A 24,229-nucleotide genomic window follows, 5' to 3' on the forward strand; every position below is an offset into this window, starting at 1 on the left:
GAAACATGGAGAATGTAATGAAAGAATCATCCAACATAAAAAATCCAATGGCTCGTTTACTATCATTTGGAAGTTTGTTGATCTTTTTACTACTAACCGGACTTTATTTATATTTCCTTCATACAGGAACGGCAAAAGAATGGCTGGAATCTATCCGCCAGCTAGGGTTTTTCGGAATCATCCTGGGGATTATGATTCAAACAGTTGTCAATGTCATACCGGCACCCGGCGAATTCGTTTCGCTTTTTCTGATTGAAATATACGGACCCGTTGCGGGAGGTTTGTATTCCTGGATTGGCGGAATCGCTGGGGCAGTCCTTGCCTATTATCTAACTAATTGGATTGCCCGGCCAATTATTGAACCTTTGGCCAAGCCTTACCTGGAGAAAATAGATCGCTGGCTTCAAAGACGAGGCGATGCTGGACTTTTGTTCATCCGTTTTGTCCCATTGGTGCCGTATCATTTTATTAACTATGCGGCAGGTATATTAGGAGTAAACAAAAGGGCTTTTATCTGGACAACAGCCTTGGGGATATTGCCCTATACGATTTCGGTAAGCAGCCTATTTGCAGGGCTGCGATATGGAAAATTGATGCCGTTTATCCTTGGCGGCACACTGTTTATTTTATCAACTGTGTTAAGTTTGGTTTTTAAAAGAAAGTTGGATTAGAAGGGGCGATTGAAGGATGTTTAACCTCGTTCTTCTCATTTGTAGTTTTCTTTTTATATATTGGTTAATTCCTTATTTTCTAACGGCGGGATTTGGGATTGGTGTGTTAAAACGGAAATGTGCCTCTGAAAAAATTGCCTTTACCTTTGACGACGGTCCGAATCCGATTTATACCCCACAGCTCTTGGACTTGTTAAAAATAAATAATATAAAAGCAACATTTTTTGTCGTGGCATCGAAAGCAGAACAATACCCGGAGTTAATCGAAAGAATGCAAGCAGAGGGACATTTAATTGGCATTCATAATTACGTTCATAAGTCTAACTGGATCATGGATCCATGGATGGTTCGGCGCCAGTTAGACAAGAGTGCTGCCGTCATTGAAAGAATTACAGGAGAAAGGCCGATCTATTATCGTCCGCCGTGGGGATTGTTAAATGTATTTGATTTTTTTCTTTTGAATCGATATAAAATCATTCTATGGTCGTTGATGGCAGAGGATTGGCGCAGTAAAGGCGGCAGTGAGAAGGTGGAAAAAAGGCTTTTACATGGAATGAAAAATGGTGACGTCATCCTTTTACATGATTGTGGAAAAACCATTGGTGCCGATGAAGAGGCTCCCGTGAATACCATTCATGCATTAAAAGCGGTTTTTAAAGAGGTCTCAAGCCGAGGTATTTCTTGTGTAAGAATTGATCAAATATAGCCGGAAATATCGACCAACTCCATCGGTAAGAGTTGGTTTTTTCGTTACCCAAATCATTTGCATACAAATCACTTGTATACAAATGAATTTGGATATGTTATATTCTTGCTAATCAGAAAATTTGAATAATAATGGTGGTGAATTATGGAAAAAGCCGATATCTGTGTTCATTTTCTACTTGGAAAAGCATTGCAAAAGGTGAATCAAGTAAGTAAATCCAAATTATCCCCGTACGGTGTGACACCAGTTCAATATGCACTGCTTCGTCAGCTGTGGAGAAAGGATGGACAATTTGGTTTTGAATTAGCTGAACGACTTCTGCTAGACAGTGCGACCATAACAGGGATTATCGACCGCTTGGAACAAAACGGTTTTATCGAAAGGCAAGTGGACTCCAATGATCGTCGCAACAAGCTAGTTTTTCTGACGGAAAGAGGAAAATCGCTGGAAGTACCACTATGTCAGAAGATGGATGAGATGAATGAGGAAGTGATGTCTAGTATAAAGGTTGAAGAGATTCAGCGATTTAAAAGAATACTTTATGACATTGGAATTGCGAACAAATAAAGAAGTTTTGAAAAATAGAAATTTAATTGCAAAGGATGGTTTCAACTTGAACGATAGAATTATTATCCCCGTATGGGCAATCGGGTCATTTTTGGTCCTCATGAATACGACGATGTTCAACGTTGCCCTGCCAACCATCATACACGAATTACACATAACAGCCGGTGAAGGCTCCTGGATTGTGTCAGGGTATTCCATTGTGTTTGCCTTATCAACAGTAATCTTCAGCCGATTATCCGATTATGTGCCGATTCGGAAGCTGCTGTTCGTTGGTCTAATCCTACTAGGGGCGGCATCCATCGTAGGCTTTTTCACGCATAGTTTTGGTATTCTTATGGCTGCTCGTTTGATACAGGCAAGCGGTGCCGGTGCCGTGCCAGGATTAGGTATTGTCTTGGCAAGCCGTTACGTGCCGTTCGAGCGCCGTGGACGGGCAATTACAATTATCGCATCAGGGACATCTCTTGCTTTTGCTTTGGGACCAGTGATTGGCGGAGTAATCACCCAGTTTATTGGCTGGAATGGACTTTTTCTTATCACCTGCATGGTTATTCCATTGGTACCGGTATTGTGGAAGCTATTGCCACCAGAAATCCCCACTGAATTCAGATTTGATATTTCCGGCGCAGCCCTTACTGCCATTGCAGTGGTATCGCTGTTGATTTGCGTCATGCAATTGTCCCTATGGTTTCTACTCCTAAGTTTTGGTGCACTCGCCGTGAACATATGGCACTTACGCAAGGCGAAAAATCCATTTGTACTCCCCAAACTGTTTCTGCATCATGGTTACCGAAAACTTCTTGTGGTTAGTTTTTGTGCTTTTATACTGAATATGTCAATGCTCTTTATGCTGCCTTTATTGTTGGCAGATGGGTTTCATTTGCCTGCAGGAGCTGTAGGATTGATGATGTGTCCAGGATCACTATTATCTGCCATTATGATTAGGCGGGTCGGAAGTTGGATTGACCGGTATGGCAATTATCGCTTCCTGATAATCGGGCATTTTCTCATGGCCGCAAGTATGATCTTTATGACAATGCTGGTACAGGTATCGCCTTACATCGTAATGTTTGGCTATATCATATTCGCTCCGGCTCTTTCAACGATAATATCCGCCTTGTCAAATGAAGTATCTCGCATTTTAGCCAAAGACCAAATTGGTTCTGGTATGGGGTTAAGTCAACTCAGCCAATTTTTTGGAGGCTCTTTAGCTGTCGCAATATGTGGCGTATTAATCAGCTTTCAAGCTAAAATACCTTTTATTTCCACATTTCAGCACATCTATTTGCTGCTAATAATCGTTCTCGTAGGTTCTCTCTTCATCCTTATCTGGTATGGAAAGAGGGCACATAAAGGAGAAATCAATATTCAAGTTTAATAGAATTAAATCTTTAAAAGTATATTTGGAAGGTGAATAGTATGAGTCGCTTAGAAGGTATGAAGAAAATGATGACAGGTGAAGTACCAATTTCACCAGTTGCGGAAGTCCTTGGGTTTCAAGTGGTAGAGGTGGAAGAAGGCAGAGTTGTGATTGAAATGGAAGCTTCTGATCGATTACATAACCCAATGGGGACGCTGCACGGCGGGATTCTGTGTGACATTGCGGATGCTGCGATGGGATATGCTTTTGTCACAACGCTCTCAGACGACGAACTGTTTACGACAGTTGAAATTAAATTTAATTTCCTTAAACCGATTTTTAAATCGAAGCTTCGAGCAGAGGGGAAACTCATTAAGAAAGGCTCTACAGTGGGATTGCTGGAATGTCATGTATATGATGAAAAAGGAAGTCTAGTCGGGCATTCTACTAGTACATGTATGATATTAAAAGGAAATACGGAACGAAAGCGAGTTCAGCTAAAATAAAACATGGGGACGGTTCTCATGCTTCCAAAACATAAGAACCGTCCCCGTGCGTCACCACTTGTGAATTTTGGTGGGGATTAATCGTAGCGGACTTGGTCTTCTCCCTCCAGAATTAACTCCAATTCTGTTAAAAAGTTGAGTTGAAGCGGTGCCGGTAAACGCTCGATTATATCACTGATTTCAGGAAGATTTTCTGCATCATCGATAGTGGCTGGCGGTTGGACCAATTGCTGATACCAAATCTTTAATTCGTCAATAAACTCATAAAAATGCCTTTCAAACCGTTCGGCACATTCTTCGCTTTCATCCTCTGAAGCGGTCTTCATCATTTCCCAATCCAGAAGGGCAGCCTCCAATTTCTCGTAAACACGATTTATCACATTATCACTCCTTGGCTATTAGTATCTAAGCGAAAGCCTAACAACAAGGCGTTCCTTGAACAAATACTGCTATGGTTTTGAGTATACAGAAGCAAGCCTTTTAAGACAAAGGATTCGTCACTTGTTATGACTTTTGGTCTAATTCGTAATGGAATTTCCTTCATGTAGGAGGTTCAGGGGCTCAAATGTTTCAAGCACTGACGCTGGGGCCTTGGTTCTCCCTCTTTGGAAATAAAAAGATGGGCAGCTTTTTACAGAGGCAGAACCAAAGTGATTTAAATTTGATAAAAGGGCTTATCGAAGCTGGAAAAATTACACCAGTCATCGATAAAAGGTTTAAATTAAGCGAAATTCAGGAAGCATTCAAGTATTTCGAACAAGGGCATGCTCAAGGTAAGGTAGTTATTACAATTTGAAAACTATTAATTAAAAAATGCACCGTTTTGGCTGTGCTTTTGAATTCTAATTCTGTTTAATAGGAAATGTAAGTTGAAAGGTAGTTAAGTGATTATCTGACATACATTCTATTTCACCGTGGTGTTTCTCAACAATATTCTTACAAACGAATAAGCCGATACCTGTGCCTAGTTTCTTAGTAGTGAAGAAGGGTTCGAAAATTAAATGTACTGCTTCAGGATCGATAGTAGGGCCATTATTAGAAATACGAATCTTAATTTGGTGATCATCTATATTTGTTTGGATATTAATTTTCCGCAGATTTTCTTCTTCCCACACAGCGTCAACTGCATTTATTAATAGGTTTAGAAAGACTTGTTTTAACTCATTCCGATCGCCAGTAATACAAATATCAGCATCGATATTTGTATGAATTTGGACATTGCCATCGACGATGCTTGGATAGAGGAAATCAAGCACTTCTTCTATTAATAAATGGATGGTAATGTCTTCATTCTGGCTTTCTGCCAGCATGTTCAGTTTAGATGTATGAAGGAACTGAGTAATTCTGAACTTAAGTTGATCTAATTCTTGGCTGACGACATCTAAATACGGTAGATTAGGATGCTCGTGTTTTAATAGTTTTATAAAGCCCATAACGGAAGTGAGCGGGTTGCGAAATTCATGAACAAAGCTCGAAGACATTTGTCCAAGAATCGCCAACCGGTCCTTATGTGTTTGGGAAATAAATAAATTTTGTTCTTGTAGTTTCTTATCTTTGATTTCGGTGTACTTAGAAACAGCAAAGTAACAGAATAAATCGAACTGTTTATTGACCAAATCAATAATTGCCTGGAGATCTTCTGGCATGAGTCCAGATTGGTTTAAGTATTTAATAATAATACTCCTACCCAGATTAACATTATAAACAAACTCCCCAATATTGATATTAGCCTCGACCCGTTCTAGGGCTACTTTGTGCGCCAGTAATTTAACATCTTCTTCCGAAAATCCATTTAACATAGAATTAGTTATAAGATGGTACATTAAATGACCGTTCTTTAATATTAGCTCTGGATTATCCCGGTAATAATGGATAATAATTTGCTCTTCCCAAAAATGTATAAACTTTTGTTCATTCTCAATTAGAAATTGGCCTACTTTTTTATCCATACACAGCCTGCTTTCCACTATATTAAAGTGATTATAGCATAAAAATTTGATGCATGGGGACGGTTCTCGTGCCTCAAAATAGGTGTAAATAAGAAATATTTCAAAGCAATTTGATGAAATGTACGAGCAAATAAAGTTTGAAATGTTTGACTTTTTAGAATAAAATGTTACCATATATCCATATAAGGTAATCTTTTCAAATGAATATGAATCAAATCCGCTAGAGGTGCCTTTTTGAAAAGGCTGAGATTGAAGTGTGACTTCGGGACTCTATGAACCTGATCTGGTTAATGCCAGCGTAGGGAAGTGGACAACGGGATTTTTGGAGAGCAAAATTTTTATTTCTAAATTTCGGCCACTTTCTTACAAAAGGAAGTGGCTTTTTGTTTTGCCTGTTTTGCGCTTCCTTAGACCAGCGAAATCCATTCAAAGGGGGGAGTTGTATTTTTACTAGTCTAAAAGAAAAAGAGTTGCATCTTATATCCAATGGTAAAATGCCGATCGACCAATTGGCTGAAATAGCGAAGGATATTCATCCATTTGTAACTGCGCTACACTTGCGGGAAAAACAAAAATCAGCAAAGGAGCTTTTTCAAGCAGTCGAACTTTTAACAAATGCAAACGTCCCTCCATCAAAAATCGTGATTAACGATCGGGTAGATGTTGCAATCGTGGCAAAAGCCCTTGGTGTTCAATTAGCCTATCATAGTTTAGATACAGCCTGTGTAAAAGAACATTTTCCTCAACTTAGGGTCGGGACCTCCATTCACTCCTACGAGGAAGGACAAAATGCAAAGGAGAAGGGTGCTGATTTCGTTCTATACGGTCATGTCTTCCCTTCGCAATCAAAACCAGGAAAGACCCCAAAAGGGCTAGAGGAATTAACACGGCTGTCACAGCTGAACATTCCGGTGATTGCCATTGGCGGGATAACGCCGGAGAATACGGAAGAGGTCCTACAGGCAGGGGCAACGGGTATCGCTGTCATGTCAGGTGTTTTAGATGCTCGTGACCCCTTATTAGCCGTAAAGTCTTACATACATGCATTTTGAGATGGAGGTGGGAAATATGGATCATACATTTGATGTTGCCATAATTGGAGGTGGTGTTAATGGAGCCTCGATTGCCTATCAGTTATCAAAGCAAGGAAGAAAAGTCATCATTATTGAGAAAGAACAAATCGGCTGCCAAGCATCAAGTGCTGCCGCCGGAATGCTGGCTGCGCAAGCTGAACTTGAACATGAAGGTCCATTATTTCAGTTGGCGATAAAAAGTCAAGCAATGTTTTCGGCTCTCGCAAATGAATTATTGGAAACGACTGGTGTGGACATCGAGTTTGTCAATAAAGGGATGTTAAAAATTGCAGAAACCGAAGACATAGTAGAAGAAGTAAAAAAACAGGTCACCTTTCAAAAGAAATGGGATCCAACCATAAAATGGCTGGATGCGAAGGAATTACGAGAAATGGAACCGTCACTTTCACCAAGCGTACCTGGAGCGATGTATCTACCGAACGACGGGCATGTACAGCCTGCAAAGCTAACGCAGGCGTTCGCAAAAGCGGCGGTCCATTTTGGTGCTAAAATACTTGAAAATACCGAAGTGCTATCCTTTCTTTATCAAAACGGTCAGGTGATAGGGGTGCAAACCACAAACGGAACCATCCTTAGTGATAACTTTGTTGTTGCGGCCGGTGCTTGGGCGGCCCAATTAATGCGTGAATTTGATTTAGAGATGAACATGTATCCTGTTAAAGGTGAATGCTTTTCCGTTAAAACAGAAGGGCCAATTATCAATAGAACCATTTTTTCAGATAAACGCTGCTATCTTGTACCAAAAAAGAATGGAGAAATTTATATTGGTGCGACCATGATTGAACATACATTCGATAAAAAGGTAACAGCAAAAGGGATTGCCACTTTGCTGGAAAGAGCAACCCAAATCATACCGCAAATTAAAGAGGCAGCGTGGGAGCGGGTGTGGGCTGGAATTCGGCCACAGACAGGTGATGGACTGCCTTACATTGGCGCACATCCGAGGTGGAAAAATTTGTTTGTGGCAGCAGGGCATTTTCGCAATGGGATTCTACTTAGCCCGATTACAGGGAAACTAGTGGCTGAATTAATCGAAGGCAGACTGAAAGATGAGAATCTGCTATCAGCTTTCCGGCTCGACAGAAATATGTTGGTAGGAGGTAAACCATGAAGGTATTATTAAATGGCGAATGGACCCAATTATCAGACAGTATGGTATTTGTGTCAGATGTTCTTCAGCATTTTGAAATCCATGATAAAGTCGTTGTGGTCGAAGTAAACGGTGAAATTTTAACCAAGCTGGAACACCAAAGTACTAGACTAGCAGATAATGACCGAATTGAAATAGTCCATTTTGTAGGAGGCGGTTGATATGTTAAAAATTGGTCCATTATCCTTCCAATCTCGTTTATTGCTTGGGACAGGGAAGTATCCAAGCTTTGACATCCAAAAGCAGGCGGTCGAAGTGTCAGAAGCAGAAATCCTTACATTTGCAGTTAGACGGATGAATATTTTTGAAGCCAGCCAGCCGAATTTTTTAGAGCAGCTAGATACCAATAAATATACGCTGCTGCCAAACACAGCAGGAGCGAAAACAGCTGCAGAGGCTGTCCGAATCGCTAAGTTAGCGAAAGCATCAGGCTTATGCGACATGATTAAAGTGGAAGTGATCGGCTGTGATAAAACGTTACTTCCTGACCCGATTGAAACGCTAAAGGCCACCGAAGAATTGGTGAAGGAAGGCTTTATTGTACTCCCTTATACCTCTGACGATGTGGTGCTAGCCCGGAAACTTCAAGAAGCAGGCTGCCATGCTGTTATGCCAGGGGCTTCGCCAATCGGTTCTGGTCAAGGGATTATCAATCCGGTAAACCTCCAGTTTATTATCGAACAATCCGTTGTACCAGTGATTGTTGATGCGGGAATCGGCTCACCAGCCGATGCCGCTTATGCGATGGAGCTAGGAGCAGACGGTGTGTTATTAAATACCGCAGTTTCAGCAGCAAAGGATCCGGTTAAAATGGCAAATGCGATGAAATTGGCGATTGAAGCGGGAAGGCTGGGTTATGAAGCGGGCAGAATCGAGAAAAAGCGATATGCGACAGCCAGCAGCCCTAAGGAAGGAATGAGTATCGGGTGAATAATCGATACTCTAGGCAAGAGTTATTTCCGCCGATAGGAAAAGACGGCCAGCTGCAAATTTCCAATAAACATGTCCTCATCATTGGAGTTGGAGCACTTGGATCTGCAAGTGCCGAAGCACTCGTCCGGGCTGGCATCGGCAAAATCACCATCGTGGATCGTGATTATGTCGAGTGGTCCAATTTACAGCGGCAGCAGTTATTTACAGAGGAAGATGCGAAAAATCGAATTCCAAAAGTGATCGCCGCCAAAAATCGGTTAACAGCGATAAACTCATCTGTGAACATTGAGGCCATCATTGCAGATGCTTCAGCCCTAGAGCTTGAAGACTGGGCAAAAGAAGCGGATCTGATGATAGATGCAACGGATAATTTTGAAACAAGAATGATGATAAATGATGTCTCGCAAAAAGCTGGAGTTCCCTGGATTTACGGTGCTTGTGTGGGCAGCTACGGCATTTCCTACACGATCATTCCTGAAAAAACGCCTTGCCTTTCTTGTTTGCTTGAAACAGTTCCTCTAGGAGGGTTAACCTGTGACACAGCCGGAATAATTAGTCCAGCCGTAAACATGGTTGTCTCGTTCCAAATAAGTGAAGCATTGAAAATCTTGGTCGGAGATGTGGACTCATTAAGAAACAAGCTCGTTTCCTTTGATTTATGGAAAAACCAATATAGTGCCATTCAGGTAGATAAATTGAAGAACAAGGATTGTCCTTCTTGCGGACCGCAGCGCTCGTACCCTTATTTATCCTTTGAAAATCAAACAAAAACGGCGGTACTTTGTGGAAGGGATTCGGTTCAAATCCGTCCCTCCGTTCCAATGGTGCGCGACCTTGAAGCGTTAGAAAAAATATTAGCGAAACAAACTGGAGCTGTACAGAGGAACCCGTACCTTCTCTCCTATACCGTGAATGCTAACCGCTTAGTCATTTTTAAAGACGGAAGAGTTTTGGTACACGGCACGAAGGATGTTTCGGAAGCGAAAGCGCTGTACCATAAATATTTGGGGTAAAGGGTAGTGAAACAATCGGGAAATTAATTCTCACTAAGTGAACCTAGTTAAAGAAAAACTTTATCAAGAAGGGCGATGTTCACAAGAAGCATCGCCCATTCCCTATTTTATAACTCACTGCTTTTCAGTTCTTCCTTAACCATTTCGTCTAACCGCTCAATCATTTTTATGGCTCTATCTCGATCCATTTTTCGATAATGGTGCATTCCGCCTTGCTCCTCGTCCATCTCATCGGCTAATTTGACGATTTCTTGCAACGGGGTCCGATTGATAAAACCTTCCGGCATGTAAGAATCCGTATGGAATAAAACGGCCAGTGCGATTTCTTTAGCTATAATCGGATTTTCTCCCAACCGAATCAATAATTTATGTGCCCTTTCCGCACCCTTAATTGCATGTATATCATTCTGTTTATATAAATCATAATCCCATTTGCCGTTGCGATACCAAGTGTAATGACCCATATCGTGCAGCAATGCTGCTTTTGTTGCCAGATCAACCGAAACGCCGCGTTCTTTTGCCAACTTAAAGGCATGGTAGGCACAAGCAATAGCATGTACAATTCCAGACCGGCTCAAATATTTTTTTGCAATATGATGATTGAAAATTTGAATTAATGTTACCTCTCTCATTTTAATCACCTTCTTAAAAATTATTATTTTGTATTATAAAACAATTAATGTTGTTTTGTTAGGAAAAGTTTGTAATTATAAGGAAAAATATTTTGGAATATTTGAGACAGCGGGGAAACCAAGAGGGGATTTAACCTATTTTCTCTTTTACTTTTCATAAAATTCTGTTAGAATCACACAGATAGGAGGTGTCTTACATGAGTAACAACTTAACCGAACTACTAGGTCCTCCATACGATCAACTTATGGATGCCAAGGTAGATAAAAGTCCTAGTGAAGTCGTAATTACGAATAACGATGGCGAAACTTATTACATAATTTCGGCTGAAGAATACGAAAATGGTCCGAAACAACAAGGGTATAAAATCGTTGTGGCAGATGGGGAGTAATTTTTTACTCCTCTTTTTTATTTTTTGATTTCATTTTCAAAAATATCCTTCAATCAAATTTCTTCCATGTTCATTTTTTGGACGAATAAACGGAATAATAAGTGTGGAGGTGATTGTATTGGAAAAAGAAAACAAATTTCCTGAAGTGATGAATGATATGGGGACACCCGCTGAAATGAGCCCTGTCAAAGACATAACGGATGCAGATTCAAAGGCACCAATGGTTGAAGTTAATCAACCGATTGATGCACAAGATCCACTTGAAATAAGAAGCCGCGGGTCAGTGACTGTTTTATAAACCAAAAATAAAAACAGGTAAAACAAAAAGTTTTACCTGTTAAGAGAACTTTTATTAAAATTTGCACATGAAATGGCTGTAAGCCAGGTTTTGTTCTTCCGTACTGCAAACAGCGTCAAGCCTCGTACAGGAAGCAGTAGTCATCTATCTATCAACCAATGGTTGATCCATCCGTTAGGTTCATTTCCCGCAGGATGATGCCCCGACCAAAATTTGGGTTGCTCGCTCGTGGGGTTTACCCGTTCCACCTTTTCCGTTTCCAGAAAAGCATCGTCACTGTGGCACTTTCAGGTTATTCTCAGCATATCTCTAGAGACTTAGCATGATTTCACCGCCGTCAGCCAATATCAAGATTGACTGCCCACCTTTGCAGATGGCACGAACACTACAGGCATCTCAGCACTGTGCGAGCCTGGACTTTCCTCAGCTCCTATAAAGGAACCGCGACTACTCACCATTCCATGTGTCCTTCGCTTAGAAGCGACAATAACTAATATAACAGGAATACTAATTAAAATCCATGGTAGTTTAATTCCATTGTTACCAATTTCAGATTCGATTAAAAGTGAATCAATGAAACAATTGTCGACCAATGTCGGTTCCATCGTATTAGCGCCATTACTTACATAGTATTATTCTTTGCTGGACTAATAGCATAAAATCCGCAAATTGAAAATATTTATGTAAGAGGTACAAGCAATGTCTCCGCCAAAAGCTTCTGAAAAGGGCTGATATCTTGAACAAAAATAATAATGTGCTGATTGTCATGTTTTTATTATTAATCTTATTGATTGTTCTTATAATCAATGTGATACTTCACGTTAAAATTTATGTCGTATACAGTTCCGGTGTTGGCCCCATTTTCTTAATAGGCTTAATCATTTTTTTAATTGCTTTATTTTATTTCAAAGGGTAAAACCTTACAAAGCCAGGCATTCTGTGTATGCCTGGCTTTTTATTTTTTATAAAAAAATCCACTGGAAGGTTAGAAAATTCTAGAAATTATAGTAAGATGGTATATATCATCTTAAATATGGTAATAGAGAGTTTTGATTTTTAAAAATGATTAAATAGAGGTTATGTAGCATGAGCATCGATTTGCTTGCTAGACTCGAGGAAGAGAAGAATCAATGGTTACATAAAGCGATGGATCGCTTTAATGAAGAGTTTACGTGCTTTGATGACAAGACAGTACTCAACCCGGAAAATCAAATAATGCAGATGAAAAGCATTCATAGACAGAACAATCTTGATTTGGACAGGATGGAAAAGGAAATAAAGCTGATAAAGGATAGCATCGAAGAAGAAGAGCAGGTTTATCAGCATTTGACCAAGGCCGTCCAGTATTTACAGGAGGAAATAATCCATTATGAATGGCTGCTATCGGAGTTGGCTACTATTCAATTGGAAAGATTTAACTGCCTCTTACATACGAAATTTGAATTTGATTCGAAAAAAAATCAAGTCGTGTTTAAGGATAGGAAAACGACCAGACTGATAGAGGGCTTTAATGAGGTAGAATCGGAGATGGCGGAATTCTATCGAAAGCAGCTGGATGATAATGAAAGAAAATTAGCGCGAATTTTTCGCGATGCCGATCCTGACACAAGTTATGTATTCCAATCCAATCCGCAGGCGTCCAGCCTTTCCTTGAAGCATGGCCGGGGACTTGACCAGTATATAGTCCTGAAAAACTTTGAAGAGGATTATCGGATTGTTGCAGATACATTAAATGAAAACAACATGTTAGTTTACGAGTATTATATAAACCAATTGAATCATGTTAAGCAAATTGGAAAAAGAGATCTTTTGCAGCAGTCTGCGGCTAAAAAGGAGCAGCATCAAATGGCCTCAGAAAAAGCAGCCGAACTACAAGAGCAAAAACGGCAAAAGGAATTGAGCTTGGCAGCGTTAGAAGAACAACTTACGAGGGCGATCTGGGAACAAAACCAAGAATTAGAACGGCTCGAAAAGCTGGATGAATTTTTAAAAGAAGAATTTGTAAAAGCCGTTTCTAAATGGCAGGTTAAATTGTTTGGGGAGCAGACGCCAGATGTGGAACGCTGGTTGTACCATCAATACAGCCAGATGATTTTAAAGCAAGCAGAAAGGATTATTGGAAATGAGCACTTCTAACAGAACCGTGGATGAAAAGTATAATGAAGCGATTCAATCGTTAAAAAAAATCAATAACCTTCTTTTTTATGATGAATTAAAGACACTATTAAAAGACCGGGAACAAACGATTGCCGAATTGAATGGGGAAGTATTTGAGACTGTTGAAAATATGCGGCAGTCACTAAGTCAGTTTCCTTTGAATATCAGCGAGCAGCTCAAGGAAGACATCATCGCACCCCAGTCGGAATTGTTTGACAGCAGGATGCACCATTTTAATGAAACGTTAACCCTATTGGAAAAAAAGATTGCCATGTGGCATCAGCAATACCAAGAATATTTATCGAAGACGGAACAGCTGCTAGAGGATTTAAAAGAACGGCAGCGCAACGATAATAAGTTCATGGAGATGCAAACCGAAAAGGTCCTAGAGGCCATTCGGTCATCTCAGGAGCAAATTGGTGTTCTATTTACCCAGGGAATTACTGACCAGGCCTCCATCACGAATATAAAATATGAAGCCATGAGTGAAAGATTATCGGATCTTTCTAAGAATCTTCATCATGTTGAGGCCAGCCTGATGGCTGAGGTGGAGCAATTGACCCTAAAGCAGTGGCAGGACCAAAAGGATTTCCAGGAGCAATGGGAAGAAAAATGGAAACTGAATGCAGATGCCACTGCGAAGAAGGAACAGCAATTTAAGAAATGGCTGATTGGGCTGGCTGTGGGGCAGGGAGTTTCGATTCTATTAGTGTTGGTGGTACTGTTTTTTAAGTAATTGACCGATTTAGCCTGTTGTGGAAGGTTAGGTTCGCTGCTATGCAAGGTTCATAACGACCGGGCGAGTGGAATAAACGGTATTCCGGTCGTTATAAAGGGTTTATAACGCCCGAGGGAGCGGAGGAAACCGAGACTCGGTCGTTATGAAAAGGTCATAACGACCGGCTAATCGGAATAAACAGTGCCCCGGTCGTTATGAAAGGGTTATAACGCCCCAGCAAGCAGAGGAAACCGAGACTCAGTCGTTATGAAAAGGGTCATAACGACCGAACAAGAGGAAGAAACCGTGTTTCGGTTGTTATAAAGGGCTCATCGCCCAAGCGAGAAGAAAAGTCCAAGTCCCGGTCGTTATGAAAACCCAATCTGTTTAACGTTGTCGTGCAATTATATATCCGTTTTCTATTTTCTTAAACCCAATACGCGGATAATATTCCATCGCAATCGGAGAGGCGAGCAATATGAGCGTCACTTCATCTCCGATTTGTTCTTGCAACAATCTCACCAGTTCCTTGCCAATCCCCATTTTTTGATAGGCCTTGTCTACTGCTAAATCCGATAAATAGCAGCAGTAGTTGTAATCGGTAATAGCTCTGGCGACTCCAGCCAGTTTTTCATCAACCCAAGCCGTAATTGTAAGATCAGCATGATCAAGCATCCGCTGCAATCGAGGTAAATCGTCAACCGGCCGCTTAATGCCGGATGCTTTAAAAACGGTAGAAAGCTCTTCCGCACTTATTGGAACATTGATTTTGTACGTGATTTGTAAAGAATCATTCATTTTTCCATCCTCCAATTTGTTAAGATGAAATAATTGTAATGGATGGATGGCTCCCCAAAAAGTACCAGAACGAAAGGTTTTAATGGTGCCAGTTATCTATATTATGAAACATCTTCATACTGCCAACCCAAATCATCCACCCTAAAGTTTGACCCATAGTAATTACTTCCATCAAAAAGTCTGATTTCGTCAATCATAGGATTGTTGAACTTAATTACTAGTCTATGTTTGCTTTCAAAAACAATATGATTTAATTGTTCCTCTAGCAATCTATCTAAATAAACCTTCTCGTCCCAATACAATCTCATTCCAATCACGGATTTTAGCCAGTTCTCATCCACGATATTTGGATTACACGTATGATGATGCGTATTTCCCTGACATACCCACTTACCTGGATTTCCGGGCTTTCTTCTAAATGGTTTCATACAAAAATTACAGTAGATTTTTCCTGCAAAAAATGACATAAGAACCACTTCTTTCCCTTTTTTAAACTATTATATGAACAAGAATCTATCATTATTCATTAATAATAGAGTAATTTAGTAGATGAATTTGTCCTAAATATCTGTAAAGCATGTTTACCGAATCGAACGAGGTATCCTAAAATTATAGATAATGAGTTGTTAATTTCCAATAAAATGAAACTCAGGATTAATAAATAACGTATAAGGTATTAAAAGGATAAAAAGGGGGAGCCGCCTAATGCCCACTTGCCAAAACTGTAGAGAAAAATGGTCTTGGTTGGATTCAATCAAAAAAATATTAACATTCCGTAAAAGTATGAAATGTAATCATTGTGAAGAGATCCAATATCAAAGCAAGTCTTCAAGAAACGCCACATCTTTATTGGCTTTATTCCCGATAATAACTATTCCGGTTACTGTAATGTTTAATTTATCTTTAACATCCATGCTAATATTAGAACTTCCGATAATATTATTGGTACTGTTTACAATGCCATTATTTTTAAAATTAAGTGAAAAAGATGAGCCACTTTGGTGAGTGAAGGCTCCATTTAAACTAGTACAAGTTACCCTCCCGCAGGCCCGCTTCTAAGCGTTTTTTCTAAAAACTAATATTGTATTTTTTAATGCAGCATAATTGCCAATTGCAGCATATCCATAAAACCATCCCATAAAGATTCCTGCCTTCAAGCTGTGATGGTGGCTAATAAATATTGCAAATATCAACCCAAGTGCCAATGCGACTACAGGGACATATTTTTTTGATATTTTAAAAAATACTTTCAAGAGCTGTGTTAAAATCATGACAACTGGAACAGCAATGACAGCATCCCAAAAATTTGTATAAATTGTGGGGAAATCCATATAATGTCACCTCTATGTGATAATCTATCCTTAATTGACAGAGGTGATGCATAGGGACGCTTCTCTTGCCTCACTTTTAAAGGAGAATTTATGGTAGATTACGAAGTAAAGCAGATAAATAATTTGTTTAGCTATGATTTGAATCTGTTAGTCAAACAAAGTAAGGAGGAAGGGTTTCGCTTCCTAGAAAGATTAGTAAATGATTATAAAGATGGTATAAATACATTTAATAGCGCTGGCGAAGTCCTATTTGGCGTCTTTAATGAAAAGGATGAATTGGTTGCTATTGGAGGACTAAATATAGACCCCTATTCCAATAAACAAAATATTGGCAGACTCAGACGATTTTATGTTCATAAGGAGTATCGAAGGAGAGGGTTGGGCAGCTTGTTGTTAGGAAGGATCCTTGATGAAGCCAAAAAGTTCTATAAAATTGTTGTCCTTCATACCGATACCGAACAGGCTGATCATTTCTATACTTCATCGGGATTTTCAAAGGGACATCTTTTTCCAAATTCAACGCACTTCATGGAGTTAAAATAAACTTAGAAAGTGAACCAGTTGATAAGCAAAAATCGAAAAAAGGTTATTGACAAAAAGTATTTTAAGATTTATGATTATCTCAGATTCGAGATAACTTAATTCGAGATTTTAAGGGGAAGTGAAGGAAATGAACAGGAAATGCTCGAATTTGCCCTTTCTAATATTGATGCAAACATCGAAATCTATTCATGATCGCATTAAAGATGAAATCGCAAAAAATAATCTGGGTATTACGGAGTTTTCTGTTCTGGAGGTACTTTATCAAAAAGGGAAACAAACCATTCAACAAATTGGCAATTGCATATTAATCTCAAGTGGTTCGATGACCTATGTAATAGATAAGCTTGAAAAAAGAGGTCTGTTATGCAGAAATGCCTGTCCGGATGACCGCAGGGTGATTCATGTGACCCTAACGGATGCTGGAAATGGATTGATGGATGAAATCATGCCAAAATATCATGAGTTCGTGAATTCCATGTTTGATTCGTTAAGTTCGGATGAGGAAGAGACATTGGTCCGGCTTTTAAAAAAAGTAAGAGATAAAGTGTAGATTTTAAAAATTTTTATAAAATATCTCAAATCCGAGATAAAAAACAATTAGGAGGCTTTTAATATGTTAAATATCGGTTTATTAATTATTCGTTTGGTAATTGGTTTATTATTTGTAGGGCATGGTGCGCAAAAATTGTTTGGTTGGTTCGGCGGTTACGGCCCGAAAGGCACGGGTGGATGGTTTGAATCTATTGGCATTAAGCCTGGCGTAACTATGGCAATACTTGCAGGCTTGGCAGAGCTTATTGGCGGATTATTGTTTGCTTTAGGATTTTTAACCCCGCTTGCAGGAATTTTGATTGCAGGAACGATGGCAATGGCGATTATCAAGGTTCATGCAGCGAATGGATTATGGGCAACAGCAAATGGATATGAATTTAACCTGACTTTGTTGGCTGTTGCTATTGGTGTAGCTTTAATCGGTCCTGGTCAGTACGCTTTAGATTCCTTTTTATTCTAAAGTATCTTGAATTAAAGAATCTTAAATTTATAATAAGAGTAAATAGATTTTAATTATTGGACTATGAACAAAATAAAGTATCGAAATCATTTAATTAACTCGCAAAAAAGGGAGTGTAAAAAAATGAGTAAGAAAACAATGGGTATACACCATATCACAGCCATTGTTGGACATCCACAGGAAAATGTAGATTTCTACGCCGGCGTTTTAGGGCTGCGCTTAGTCAAGCAAACGGTCAATTTTGATGATCCGGGTACTTATCATCTTTATTTCGGAAATGAAGGTGGAAAACCAGGGACCATCATAACTTTCTTTCCTTGGCCAGGTGCGCGTCAAGGAATCATTGGAGACGGCCAAGTTGGGGTAACATCCTATGTGGTTCCTAAAGGAGCGATGGGATTTTGGGAGCATCGATTAGAAAAGTTCGAGATTCCTTTCACAAAAATTGAGCGATTTGGAGAGCAATATTTAGAATTCGATGATCCACATGGACTTCATTTGGAAATTGTCGAAAGAGAAGAAGGGGAAGCTAATACATGGAGCTTTGGGGGAGTAACACCTGAAGTGGCGATCAAAGGATTTGGCGGAGCAACCCTTTTATCGGAACAGCCTGATAAAACAGCGGAATTGTTAGAAACGGTAATGGGGCTCGAATTTGTCGGTAAAGAAGGCGATTTAGCCCGTTATCGTTCAACAGCTGAAATCGGTAATATTATTGACCTGAAATTAGCTCCAATTGGACTCGGGCAAATGGGTGTAGGTACCGTACACCACATTGCATGGCGAGCAAAAGATGATGAGGATCAATTAGATTGGAAGCAGTATGTAAAGCGCCATGGATACGGGGTAACACCAGTACAGGATAGAAACTACTTTAATGCAATTTACTTTAGAGAGCATGGGAAAATTCTGTTTGAAATCGCAACAGATCCTCCAGGATTTGCACATGATGAATCACAAGCAACAATGGGAGAAAAATTGATGCTGCCTTCCCAGTATGAACCACATAGAGCACAACTAGAGCGAGTGCTGCTTCCAATTGAAGTAAGGCCATTAGACTAATTTATCGAGGGGACTGATTTCTTTGCTTTCGATTGATCCTGCAACAATTACCGAAAGAGAAAATTATAAATTCTTGATAGGAAGCATTATCCCAAGGCCAATTGCGTTTGTCACATCGATTTCAAAGGATGGGGTGTTGAATGGTGCACCATTTAGCTACTTTAATATTGTGTCAGCCAACCCCCCAATGATTTCTTTATCCATACAACGTTCAGCGGGGAGGCAAAAGGACACAGCGCGAAATATCCTGGAGTCCAAGGAATTTGTAGTCCATATCGTTGACGAACAAAATGTTGGAGAAGTAAACAAAACAGCGGCAACTCTTCCGCCTGACCAAAGTGAAATAGATTTAACGAATTTAACTCCAGTGGAAAGCGTGAAAATTTCAGTTCCGGGAGTAAAGGAAGCGAAAGTCAGAATGGAATGTTTAGTAGAGCATTCAATAGAATTGGGAGGAAATTATTCTCCTGGGTGTGATTTGATTATCGGAAAAGTTGTTCAATATCATGTTGAAAGCAGCATTTATGAAAATGGAAGAATAGACCCGAGGGGACTATCTGCTGTCAGCCGATTGGCGGGAAATAGTTATGCCAAAATTGGTGACATTTTTGAAATCGAAAGACCTAAATAGTTCCACGTTCTGGAGGGAAAACAAGGATGAAACATATATTCAATAAAGGGCAAGACCAAACAAAACCCACCTTTTTATTGCTTCACGGAACCGGTGGCAATGAATTAGACCTTCTGCCACTTGCCGGCATGATTGACGAAGAGGCCAATGTTCTAAGTGTTCGCGGGAATGTATTGGAAAATGGAATGCCGCGCTTCTTTAGAAGACTAGCAGAAGGAGTCTTTGACGAAGAGGATCTTATTTTTCGAACAAAAGAACTAAATGAGTTTCTGGATGAAGCAGCTGAAAAGTATAGTTTCGACCGAAGCAATATCGTTGCGATTGGTTACTCAAATGGAGCAAATATTGCAGCAAGTTTATTATTTCATTACCAAAATGCCATAAAAGCTGCCATTCTTCATCATCCAATGGTACCGCGAAAAGGAATTGAGCTTCCTGATTTGACTGGAACGTCCGTGTTTATAGCTGCGGGGACGAATGATCCGATCTGTTCACCAATGGAATCTACTGAACTTCAATCGTTATTACAGAACGCTAATGCAGAAGTAGAGCTTCACTGGGAAAATCGTGGACATCAATTAACGGTGGATGAAGTGAAAGCCGCTGCAAATTGGTATCGGAAGGTAATAAACAAATAATTTGGTGACAACATCTGTTAGAAGGAGGCGGAAACCTTGAATGAAAAGAAAATAGTGGGAGAACTAGCAGCTGATTTCGTTAAAGATGGGATGGTAGTTGGGCTTGGAACTGGTTCGACCGTTTATTTTACACTTAGGAAACTTGGAGCGCTAGTGGAAGCGGGGCTTTCCATTCATGGGATCCCAACCTCGGTTCAAACAGCAGAATTAGCAAAAAAATTGCAAATCCCATTAGCCAATATGGACGAGGTTAAGAAAATTGATATCGCAATAGATGGGGCCGATGAAGTCGATTCTAACCTAAACCTCATTAAGGGTGGCGGCGGAGCGCTAGTTCGGGAAAAAATCGTAGCCAAGGCAGCGGAAAAATTTATTGTAGTGGCTGACCCTTCGAAAATGGCGAAAACATTGGGAGCCTTTCCGCTTCCTGTGGAAGTCGTTCCTTTTGGGGCGATGCAGACTGAGAATTATATTAGGGAATTACAAGGGGAAACAAAATTGCGTTTAATGAACGGAAAGCCATTTCAAACGGATAATGGCAACTTTATCATTGACTGTTCATTTCCGAGCATCTCAAAGCCCAAAGAGTTGGAATGTATCCTAAATAACATTCCCGGTGTGGTCGATAATGGCTTGTTTGTTTGCATGGCAGATATGGTGATTACAATAGATACCAGTCATAAGACGGTTTTACTAGAAAGAGAACAACATTATTAAATGGGAGGAAACAATCATGAACAAATTAAAGGGTGTACATCACGTTACAGCCATTACAAGCAGCGCTGAAAAAATTTATGAATTCTTCACATATGTTTTAGGGGTGCGTTTAGTTAAGAAAACTGTGAACCAAGATGATATTCAAACGTATCATTTATTTTTTGCGGATGATGTAGGCGGTCCAGGGACGGATATGACATTCTTTGACTTCCCAGGAATTCCAAAAGGAGTTCATGGGACAGACGAGATTTCAAAAACATCCTTCCGTGTACCGAATGATGCAGCATTAGAATATTGGGTAAAACGGTTTAACCGGTTAAATATAGAACATACAGGAATTAAAGTACAATTTGGCAAAAAAACCATTTCATTTGTTGATTTCGATGATCAGCAATACCAATTGATTTCAGATGAAAACAATCAAGGGGTTGCAAGCGGCATTCCATGGCAAAAGGGACCGATCCCATTAGAATATGCGATTACAGGATTAGGGCCGGTCTTTGTCCGTGTCTCCAACTTCGATTATTTTAAAGCAATTATGGAAGAGGTATTACTTTTTAAAGAAATTGATAAAGATGGCTCTTACCATTTATTTGAAACAGGGGAAGGCGGAAATGGCGCCCAGGTGATTGTTGAGTATAATGCCATTCTTCCGCGGGCGCGCCAAGGGTTTGGAACTGTGCACCATGCTGCATTCCGAGTTGAAGACCGTGCTGAAATAGATGAATGGACGAAACGCATGCAATCCTTCCGCTTGCCGAATTCCGGATATGTGGAACGATATTATTTTGGTTCCTTATATACAAATGTTGCACCGCAAATTCTGTTTGAAATTGCAACAGATGGACCGGGCTTTATGGGGGATGAACCATATGAAACACTTGGTGAAAAACTATCATTACCGCCATTTTTTGAAGCGAAACGCGAGCAAATTGAGAAACTGGTCCGGCCGATTGATACAGTAAGAAGTACAAAAGTGTTTGAAAAAGAATAGAATTCGCCGGTATTACTGATAAATAATTTTTAAAAAGTTCAACTGCTTTTTTTGACAATAAAAATTACTTCGATTACAATTATCTCGAATTAAAAATAAAGTAGCAGCAAAGGATGGTATCAAAATGACTAAAATTGGAATTTTACTTGGTTCTCTACGGAAAGAATCATTTTCTAAAAAAATTGCCGCAAATGTTGCAGCTTTATTCCCAGAAGGAATGGAAGCGGAATTTGTCGAGATTGGCAACCTGCCTTTATATAATCAGGACTTTGATGATGAAAATAATGTTCCTTCAGAGTACACAACTTTCCGTAACAAAATGAAGGACATTGACGCTGTTTTATTTGTAACGCCTGAATACAACCGATCTGTACCTGCTGTATTAAAGAATGCATTAGATGTAGGATCACGTCCATATGGGGCAAGTGTATGGAGCGGCAAACCGGCTGCCATTATTAGTCAATCACCTGGTAATTTGAGCGGCTTTGGTGCCAACCATCATTTACGTCAGTCACTTGTATTCTTAAATATGCCAACCGTTCAACAACCAGAAGCTTATATCGGCAATGTTGCTGCTTTGTTGGATGAAAACGGCAAATTGAAAGACGAGAATACGGTCCAATTCTTACAATCTTTCGCAGATGCATTTGTTGATTTAATTAAGAGAAACCAAGCATAGAGTTTTATCCAATCATATAAAGTGGTCCCTGATTTGGATAAGGAAGGGGTTGGAGAATGTAGTGGAAGAAAACCTGCTATATTTTCCAACTTTTTTATATTTCATGAAGACGATAAATTTTCATTGAAGGAGTGACAGAAATTGATTCAGCTTTATCCTGCAAGTGCACGTTACACAGTAAAAAATGACTGGCTGGAGAGTAATTTAAGTTTTTCATTTGGAGAGTATTATGATCCATCCAATATCCGATTCGGCCCGCTTCGTGTCTTTAACGACGATACAGTACAGCCGGGGCGGGGCTTTGGCATTCATCCGCACCGTGAAGCGGAAATTGTCTCAATTGTTATAAAGGGGCAGCTGAAGCATGAGGACAACTTAGGAAACGCTGGAATTATCGGCACTGGAAATATTCAGCGTATAAGCGCCGGAACCGGAGTGCTTCATTCTGAATTTAACGCGTCAAACCAGGAAGAAGTCCAATTCCTGCAGCTATGGTTTTCCCCGGATGAAAAGAAGTTAACGCCTTCCTATGAGGATATTACATATGACTTAAAGCAAATGCACAATCAGCTCTTACCAGTTATCTCTCATACCGGTTCGGAGCGGGTTGCTAAAATTCATCAAGATGTAACCCTTTATTTATCCAGGCTGGATGGGAAGGAGACACTGACCTTTCGGCAGGAAGAAGGCAGGAGAATATACGTCTTTACGATTGATGGAGAAATATCAATTAATAACGATAACATTTTAAAGTCCAGGGATGCTGCCCGAATCACAGATCTTCCGGAAATTACGATTCAAGCAAGTAAAGATAGTTTCTTTTTATTAATTGACTTACCTGGAGGTGAATTCTAATGTTAATGATTCGCCACTCCATCGGCAGCCGATTGCTATGTCAATCGGAAACTTACACAATTGAAGAAAAAGGGGATCATTGGCTGATCTCGCTCCCTATCGATGAGGAAACCGCTTCGAAGGTGTTGGAATTTCAGGATGAGTTAAACATATTCGTAACAAAGGAAAAGGAAAAAACTTGGTTTTACTCCTCAGATGCCCAAATTAAGTTCCTTCCTAAGGAAAATCAATTGGTGATACTTGCTGATCATAAAACGGTTTATCCGGTTTAGTGATGGTGCGAAAACATTTGGATGAATAAGAATTATAATTGAAAAATGAAATTTTAACCCGCCATTTAGGAGAATGGCGGTTTTTTTATCCCCTTTTGAAAAACGGAATCCTTTTTTCAAATAATACATCTATTTTTCTTTTATTAAAGAAAGATAAAGATTCCTTTAAGTCTTATTCAATGCGAGCTCAATCGACAAATTCCTAAAAATCGCCTCTTTATAATGGCATTTATGGGAAAGGGGGAGATGGTCCTTAACACTACACCCTGCCTTCCATCAATTGCAGTAAATGTAGAAGACAACTAATTACTATTATTTTTTGAAAAACGGGAGGTTTCTGTTTTGAAAAATTTACTTAGAACTGTGGTTAAGCAAAGAAGACAATTTCTGATGGATCAGCTTGTTCAATCAGGTGTTTATAAAAAGAATAATAAGCATCTATATGAATGGACTTTGAGCGATTTAGAGGAAGAGTACAACTATGTTTATACAAATAATTTGGAATCTGGAAAAAAAGAGCATTCACAAAAATATCATCAACCTTAAATAGGAGG

General features: G+C 39.7%; 34 protein-coding genes, 1 other RNA gene and 1 riboswitch. Of the genes, 28 read left to right on the forward strand and 7 right to left on the reverse strand.

Translation table 11 applies throughout. The annotated features are described in order from the left end of the window. Positions 1–5 precede the first annotated feature (5 nt). From ACNQGS_RS14750 to ACNQGS_RS14770, 5 genes are all read left to right on the forward strand, one after another. Complete coding sequence (locus ACNQGS_RS14750) at positions 6–671, forward strand: TVP38/TMEM64 family protein (protein ID WP_491487979.1); 666 nt, start codon at positions 6–8, stop codon at positions 669–671. Between the two features lie 16 nt (positions 672–687). After that, positions 688–1,377 (forward strand): polysaccharide deacetylase family protein, encoded by a 690-nt coding sequence (locus ACNQGS_RS14755; RefSeq protein ID WP_491487980.1) that lies wholly within the window; start codon positions 688–690, stop codon positions 1,375–1,377. 144 nt (positions 1,378–1,521) lie between these two features. Further along, entirely contained in the window at positions 1,522–1,944 is a 423-nt protein-coding gene (locus ACNQGS_RS14760) for a MarR family winged helix-turn-helix transcriptional regulator (RefSeq protein ID WP_491487981.1), read from the forward strand. A 46-nt stretch (positions 1,945–1,990) separates the two neighbouring features. After that, entirely contained in the window at positions 1,991–3,322 is a 1,332-nt protein-coding gene (locus ACNQGS_RS14765; RefSeq protein ID WP_491487982.1) for an MFS transporter, read from the forward strand. Positions 3,323–3,363: 41 nt separating this feature from the next. Beyond that, complete coding sequence (locus ACNQGS_RS14770; RefSeq protein WP_491487983.1) at positions 3,364–3,810, forward strand: PaaI family thioesterase; 447 nt, start codon at positions 3,364–3,366, stop codon at positions 3,808–3,810. A 77-nt stretch (positions 3,811–3,887) separates the two neighbouring features. Here the strand turns inward: ACNQGS_RS14770 and ACNQGS_RS14775 are convergent, their stop codons facing one another. Next, entirely contained in the window at positions 3,888–4,190 is a 303-nt protein-coding gene (locus ACNQGS_RS14775; RefSeq protein WP_491487984.1) for a hypothetical protein, read from the reverse strand. Between the two features lie 185 nt (positions 4,191–4,375). Between ACNQGS_RS14775 and ACNQGS_RS14780 the strand changes: the two genes are divergently transcribed. Further along, complete coding sequence (locus ACNQGS_RS14780) at positions 4,376–4,606, forward strand: zinc-binding dehydrogenase (RefSeq protein ID WP_491487985.1); 231 nt, start codon at positions 4,376–4,378, stop codon at positions 4,604–4,606. A 46-nt stretch (positions 4,607–4,652) separates the two neighbouring features. On the opposite strand, the gene ACNQGS_RS14785 is transcribed toward ACNQGS_RS14780, so the two are convergent. After that, entirely contained in the window at positions 4,653–5,933 is a 1,281-nt protein-coding gene (locus tag ACNQGS_RS14785; protein ID WP_491487986.1) for a histidine kinase N-terminal domain-containing protein, read from the reverse strand. A gap of 38 nt (positions 5,934–5,971) precedes the next feature. Then, a riboswitch (TPP riboswitch) is annotated at positions 5,972–6,081 on the forward strand. Positions 6,082–6,229: 148 nt separating this feature from the next. On the opposite strand from ACNQGS_RS14785, the gene tenI reads away from it, so the two are divergent. The 5 genes from tenI to ACNQGS_RS14810 are packed head-to-tail and all read left to right on the forward strand — an operon-like array spanning position 6,230 to position 9,949. Further along, positions 6,230–6,811: a thiazole tautomerase TenI gene (gene tenI, locus ACNQGS_RS14790; RefSeq protein ID WP_491487987.1), complete on the forward strand. Its 582-nt coding sequence runs from the start codon at positions 6,230–6,232 to the stop codon at positions 6,809–6,811. A gap of 16 nt (positions 6,812–6,827) precedes the next feature. Next, positions 6,828–7,964, forward strand: a complete 1,137-nt coding sequence (gene thiO, locus ACNQGS_RS14795; protein WP_491487988.1) for a glycine oxidase ThiO — start codon at positions 6,828–6,830, stop codon at positions 7,962–7,964. Then, complete coding sequence (gene thiS / locus ACNQGS_RS14800; RefSeq protein ID WP_491487989.1) at positions 7,961–8,164, forward strand: sulfur carrier protein ThiS; 204 nt, start codon at positions 7,961–7,963, stop codon at positions 8,162–8,164. The genes thiO and thiS overlap by 4 nt, the downstream gene beginning before the upstream one ends. Before the next feature lies 1 nt (position 8,165). Then, positions 8,166–8,933, forward strand: a complete 768-nt coding sequence (locus tag ACNQGS_RS14805; RefSeq protein ID WP_491487990.1) for a thiazole synthase — start codon at positions 8,166–8,168, stop codon at positions 8,931–8,933. Beyond that, positions 8,930–9,949, forward strand: a complete 1,020-nt coding sequence (locus tag ACNQGS_RS14810) for a thiazole biosynthesis adenylyltransferase ThiF (RefSeq protein ID WP_491487991.1) — start codon at positions 8,930–8,932, stop codon at positions 9,947–9,949. Before ACNQGS_RS14805 ends, ACNQGS_RS14810 begins: the two co-directional genes overlap by 4 nt. A 107-nt stretch (positions 9,950–10,056) precedes the next feature. Here ACNQGS_RS14810 and ACNQGS_RS14815 read toward each other — a convergent pair whose 3' ends face one another. Beyond that, entirely contained in the window at positions 10,057–10,581 is a 525-nt protein-coding gene (locus ACNQGS_RS14815) for an HD domain-containing protein (RefSeq protein ID WP_378584861.1), read from the reverse strand. Positions 10,582–10,778: 197 nt separating this feature from the next. On the opposite strand from ACNQGS_RS14815, the gene ACNQGS_RS14820 reads away from it, so the two are divergent. Together ACNQGS_RS14820 and ACNQGS_RS14825 are read left to right on the forward strand one after the other, a co-directional pair. Next, positions 10,779–10,970, forward strand: coding sequence for a hypothetical protein (locus ACNQGS_RS14820; protein WP_378584863.1), 192 nt, complete (start codon positions 10,779–10,781; stop codon positions 10,968–10,970). Positions 10,971–11,088: 118 nt separating this feature from the next. After that, on the forward strand, positions 11,089–11,268 hold the full coding sequence (locus tag ACNQGS_RS14825; RefSeq protein WP_213145500.1) for a hypothetical protein: 180 nt from the start codon (positions 11,089–11,091) through the stop codon (positions 11,266–11,268). Positions 11,269–11,342: 74 nt separating this feature from the next. Here ACNQGS_RS14825 and rnpB read toward each other — a convergent pair. Further along, positions 11,343–11,727: RNase P RNA component class B (gene rnpB, locus ACNQGS_RS14830), an RNA gene on the reverse strand. A gap of 627 nt (positions 11,728–12,354) precedes the next feature. Here rnpB and ACNQGS_RS14835 point away from each other — a divergent pair. Beyond that, the gene (locus ACNQGS_RS14835; protein ID WP_491487992.1) at positions 12,355–13,404 is read left to right on the forward strand and encodes a hypothetical protein; all 1,050 of its coding nucleotides are present in this window, start codon (positions 12,355–12,357) and stop codon (positions 13,402–13,404) included. Next, a complete protein-coding gene (locus ACNQGS_RS14840) occupies positions 13,391–14,161 on the forward strand; it encodes a hypothetical protein (RefSeq protein WP_491487993.1) in 771 nt (256 codons plus the stop codon). Before ACNQGS_RS14835 ends, ACNQGS_RS14840 begins: the two co-directional genes overlap by 14 nt. Positions 14,162–14,530: 369 nt before the next feature. Here ACNQGS_RS14840 and ACNQGS_RS14845 read toward each other — a convergent pair whose 3' ends face one another. Together ACNQGS_RS14845 and ACNQGS_RS14850 are read right to left on the reverse strand one after the other, a co-directional pair. Further along, entirely contained in the window at positions 14,531–14,941 is a 411-nt protein-coding gene (locus ACNQGS_RS14845) for a GNAT family N-acetyltransferase (RefSeq protein ID WP_491487994.1), read from the reverse strand. A gap of 101 nt (positions 14,942–15,042) precedes the next feature. Further along, positions 15,043–15,408: a recombinase zinc ribbon domain-containing protein gene (locus ACNQGS_RS14850; protein ID WP_491487995.1), complete on the reverse strand. Its 366-nt coding sequence runs from the start codon at positions 15,406–15,408 to the stop codon at positions 15,043–15,045. A gap of 238 nt (positions 15,409–15,646) precedes the next feature. Here ACNQGS_RS14850 and ACNQGS_RS14855 point away from each other — a divergent pair, with 238 nt between their 5' ends. Beyond that, positions 15,647–15,946 (forward strand): TIGR04104 family putative zinc finger protein, encoded by a 300-nt coding sequence (locus tag ACNQGS_RS14855; RefSeq protein ID WP_491487996.1) that lies wholly within the window; start codon positions 15,647–15,649, stop codon positions 15,944–15,946. Between the two features lie 50 nt (positions 15,947–15,996). Here the strand turns inward: ACNQGS_RS14855 and ACNQGS_RS14860 are convergent, their stop codons facing one another. Beyond that, positions 15,997–16,272, reverse strand: coding sequence for a hypothetical protein (locus tag ACNQGS_RS14860; protein ID WP_213119075.1), 276 nt, complete (start codon positions 16,270–16,272; stop codon positions 15,997–15,999). A 90-nt stretch (positions 16,273–16,362) separates the two neighbouring features. Between ACNQGS_RS14860 and ACNQGS_RS14865 the strand changes: the two genes are divergently transcribed. From ACNQGS_RS14865 to ACNQGS_RS14920, 12 genes are all read left to right on the forward strand, one after another. Then, positions 16,363–16,815, forward strand: a complete 453-nt coding sequence (locus ACNQGS_RS14865; RefSeq protein ID WP_491487997.1) for a GNAT family N-acetyltransferase — start codon at positions 16,363–16,365, stop codon at positions 16,813–16,815. A gap of 166 nt (positions 16,816–16,981) precedes the next feature. Further along, positions 16,982–17,365, forward strand: a complete 384-nt coding sequence (locus ACNQGS_RS14870; RefSeq protein WP_491487998.1) for a MarR family winged helix-turn-helix transcriptional regulator — start codon at positions 16,982–16,984, stop codon at positions 17,363–17,365. Positions 17,366–17,428: 63 nt separating this feature from the next. Then, positions 17,429–17,827 carry a DoxX family protein gene (locus ACNQGS_RS14875; protein ID WP_491487999.1) on the forward strand — a complete coding sequence of 133 codons (399 nt, stop codon included), beginning with the start codon at positions 17,429–17,431 and terminating at the stop codon, positions 17,825–17,827. Between the two features lie 123 nt (positions 17,828–17,950). Beyond that, entirely contained in the window at positions 17,951–18,889 is a 939-nt protein-coding gene (locus ACNQGS_RS14880) for a ring-cleaving dioxygenase (protein ID WP_491488000.1), read from the forward strand. A 22-nt stretch (positions 18,890–18,911) separates the two neighbouring features. Further along, entirely contained in the window at positions 18,912–19,520 is a 609-nt protein-coding gene (locus ACNQGS_RS14885; RefSeq protein ID WP_491488001.1) for a flavin reductase family protein, read from the forward strand. 26 nt (positions 19,521–19,546) lie between these two features. After that, positions 19,547–20,158 (forward strand): alpha/beta hydrolase, encoded by a 612-nt coding sequence (locus ACNQGS_RS14890; RefSeq protein ID WP_491488002.1) that lies wholly within the window; start codon positions 19,547–19,549, stop codon positions 20,156–20,158. A 36-nt stretch (positions 20,159–20,194) separates the two neighbouring features. After that, the gene (gene rpiA, locus ACNQGS_RS14895) at positions 20,195–20,875 is read left to right on the forward strand and encodes a ribose-5-phosphate isomerase RpiA (RefSeq protein WP_491488003.1); all 681 of its coding nucleotides are present in this window, start codon (positions 20,195–20,197) and stop codon (positions 20,873–20,875) included. 16 nt (positions 20,876–20,891) lie between these two features. Next, positions 20,892–21,869 carry a ring-cleaving dioxygenase gene (locus ACNQGS_RS14900; protein WP_491488004.1) on the forward strand — a complete coding sequence of 326 codons (978 nt, stop codon included), beginning with the start codon at positions 20,892–20,894 and terminating at the stop codon, positions 21,867–21,869. Positions 21,870–21,993: 124 nt separating this feature from the next. After that, positions 21,994–22,548, forward strand: a complete 555-nt coding sequence (locus ACNQGS_RS14905; RefSeq protein ID WP_491488005.1) for an NADPH-dependent FMN reductase — start codon at positions 21,994–21,996, stop codon at positions 22,546–22,548. A gap of 141 nt (positions 22,549–22,689) precedes the next feature. Continuing rightward, complete coding sequence (locus ACNQGS_RS14910) at positions 22,690–23,403, forward strand: pirin family protein (protein WP_491488006.1); 714 nt, start codon at positions 22,690–22,692, stop codon at positions 23,401–23,403. Further along, entirely contained in the window at positions 23,403–23,675 is a 273-nt protein-coding gene (locus ACNQGS_RS14915; RefSeq protein WP_491488007.1) for a hypothetical protein, read from the forward strand. The genes ACNQGS_RS14910 and ACNQGS_RS14915 overlap by 1 nt, the downstream gene beginning before the upstream one ends. 342 nt (positions 23,676–24,017) lie before the next feature. Further along, positions 24,018–24,221, forward strand: a complete 204-nt coding sequence (locus ACNQGS_RS14920; protein WP_491488008.1) for a Fur-regulated basic protein FbpA — start codon at positions 24,018–24,020, stop codon at positions 24,219–24,221. Positions 24,222–24,229: the final 8 nt, after the last annotated feature.

The sequence above is a fragment of the Neobacillus sp. PVCKKU3 genome, assembly GCF_058323225.1.

Bases quoted from the DNA above. Each gene is read 5' to 3' on its own strand.
- ACNQGS_RS14750 (WP_491487979.1), top strand. From the start codon at position 6: ATGGAGAATGTAATGAAAGAATCATCCAACATAAAAAATCCAATGGCT.
- ACNQGS_RS14755 (WP_491487980.1), top strand. From the start codon at position 688: ATGTTTAACCTCGTTCTTCTCATTTGTAGTTTTCTTTTTATATATTGG.
- ACNQGS_RS14760 (WP_491487981.1), top strand. From the start codon at position 1,522: ATGGAAAAAGCCGATATCTGTGTTCATTTTCTACTTGGAAAAGCATTG.
- ACNQGS_RS14770 (WP_491487983.1), top strand. From the start codon at position 3,364: ATGAGTCGCTTAGAAGGTATGAAGAAAATGATGACAGGTGAAGTACCA.
- ACNQGS_RS14780 (WP_491487985.1), top strand. From the start codon at position 4,376: ATGTTTCAAGCACTGACGCTGGGGCCTTGGTTCTCCCTCTTTGGAAAT.
- ACNQGS_RS14785 (WP_491487986.1), bottom strand. From the start codon at position 5,933: ATGGTAACATTTTATTCTAAAAAGTCAAACATTTCAAACTTTATTTGC.
- thiO (WP_491487988.1), top strand. From the start codon at position 6,828: ATGGATCATACATTTGATGTTGCCATAATTGGAGGTGGTGTTAATGGA.
- thiS (WP_491487989.1), top strand. From the start codon at position 7,961: ATGAAGGTATTATTAAATGGCGAATGGACCCAATTATCAGACAGTATG.
- ACNQGS_RS14805 (WP_491487990.1), top strand. From the start codon at position 8,166: ATGTTAAAAATTGGTCCATTATCCTTCCAATCTCGTTTATTGCTTGGG.
- ACNQGS_RS14815 (WP_378584861.1), bottom strand. From the start codon at position 10,581: ATGAGAGAGGTAACATTAATTCAAATTTTCAATCATCATATTGCAAAA.
- ACNQGS_RS14820 (WP_378584863.1), top strand. From the start codon at position 10,779: ATGAGTAACAACTTAACCGAACTACTAGGTCCTCCATACGATCAACTT.
- ACNQGS_RS14835 (WP_491487992.1), top strand. From the start codon at position 12,355: ATGAGCATCGATTTGCTTGCTAGACTCGAGGAAGAGAAGAATCAATGG.
- ACNQGS_RS14840 (WP_491487993.1), top strand. From the start codon at position 13,391: ATGAGCACTTCTAACAGAACCGTGGATGAAAAGTATAATGAAGCGATT.
- ACNQGS_RS14845 (WP_491487994.1), bottom strand. From the start codon at position 14,941: ATGAATGATTCTTTACAAATCACGTACAAAATCAATGTTCCAATAAGT.
- ACNQGS_RS14850 (WP_491487995.1), bottom strand. From the start codon at position 15,408: ATGTCATTTTTTGCAGGAAAAATCTACTGTAATTTTTGTATGAAACCA.
- ACNQGS_RS14855 (WP_491487996.1), top strand. From the start codon at position 15,647: ATGCCCACTTGCCAAAACTGTAGAGAAAAATGGTCTTGGTTGGATTCA.
- ACNQGS_RS14860 (WP_213119075.1), bottom strand. From the start codon at position 16,272: ATGGATTTCCCCACAATTTATACAAATTTTTGGGATGCTGTCATTGCT.
- ACNQGS_RS14865 (WP_491487997.1), top strand. From the start codon at position 16,363: ATGGTAGATTACGAAGTAAAGCAGATAAATAATTTGTTTAGCTATGAT.
- ACNQGS_RS14870 (WP_491487998.1), top strand. From the start codon at position 16,982: ATGCAAACATCGAAATCTATTCATGATCGCATTAAAGATGAAATCGCA.
- ACNQGS_RS14875 (WP_491487999.1), top strand. From the start codon at position 17,429: ATGTTAAATATCGGTTTATTAATTATTCGTTTGGTAATTGGTTTATTA.
- ACNQGS_RS14880 (WP_491488000.1), top strand. From the start codon at position 17,951: ATGAGTAAGAAAACAATGGGTATACACCATATCACAGCCATTGTTGGA.
- ACNQGS_RS14890 (WP_491488002.1), top strand. From the start codon at position 19,547: ATGAAACATATATTCAATAAAGGGCAAGACCAAACAAAACCCACCTTT.
- ACNQGS_RS14900 (WP_491488004.1), top strand. From the start codon at position 20,892: ATGAACAAATTAAAGGGTGTACATCACGTTACAGCCATTACAAGCAGC.
- ACNQGS_RS14905 (WP_491488005.1), top strand. From the start codon at position 21,994: ATGACTAAAATTGGAATTTTACTTGGTTCTCTACGGAAAGAATCATTT.
- ACNQGS_RS14915 (WP_491488007.1), top strand. From the start codon at position 23,403: ATGTTAATGATTCGCCACTCCATCGGCAGCCGATTGCTATGTCAATCG.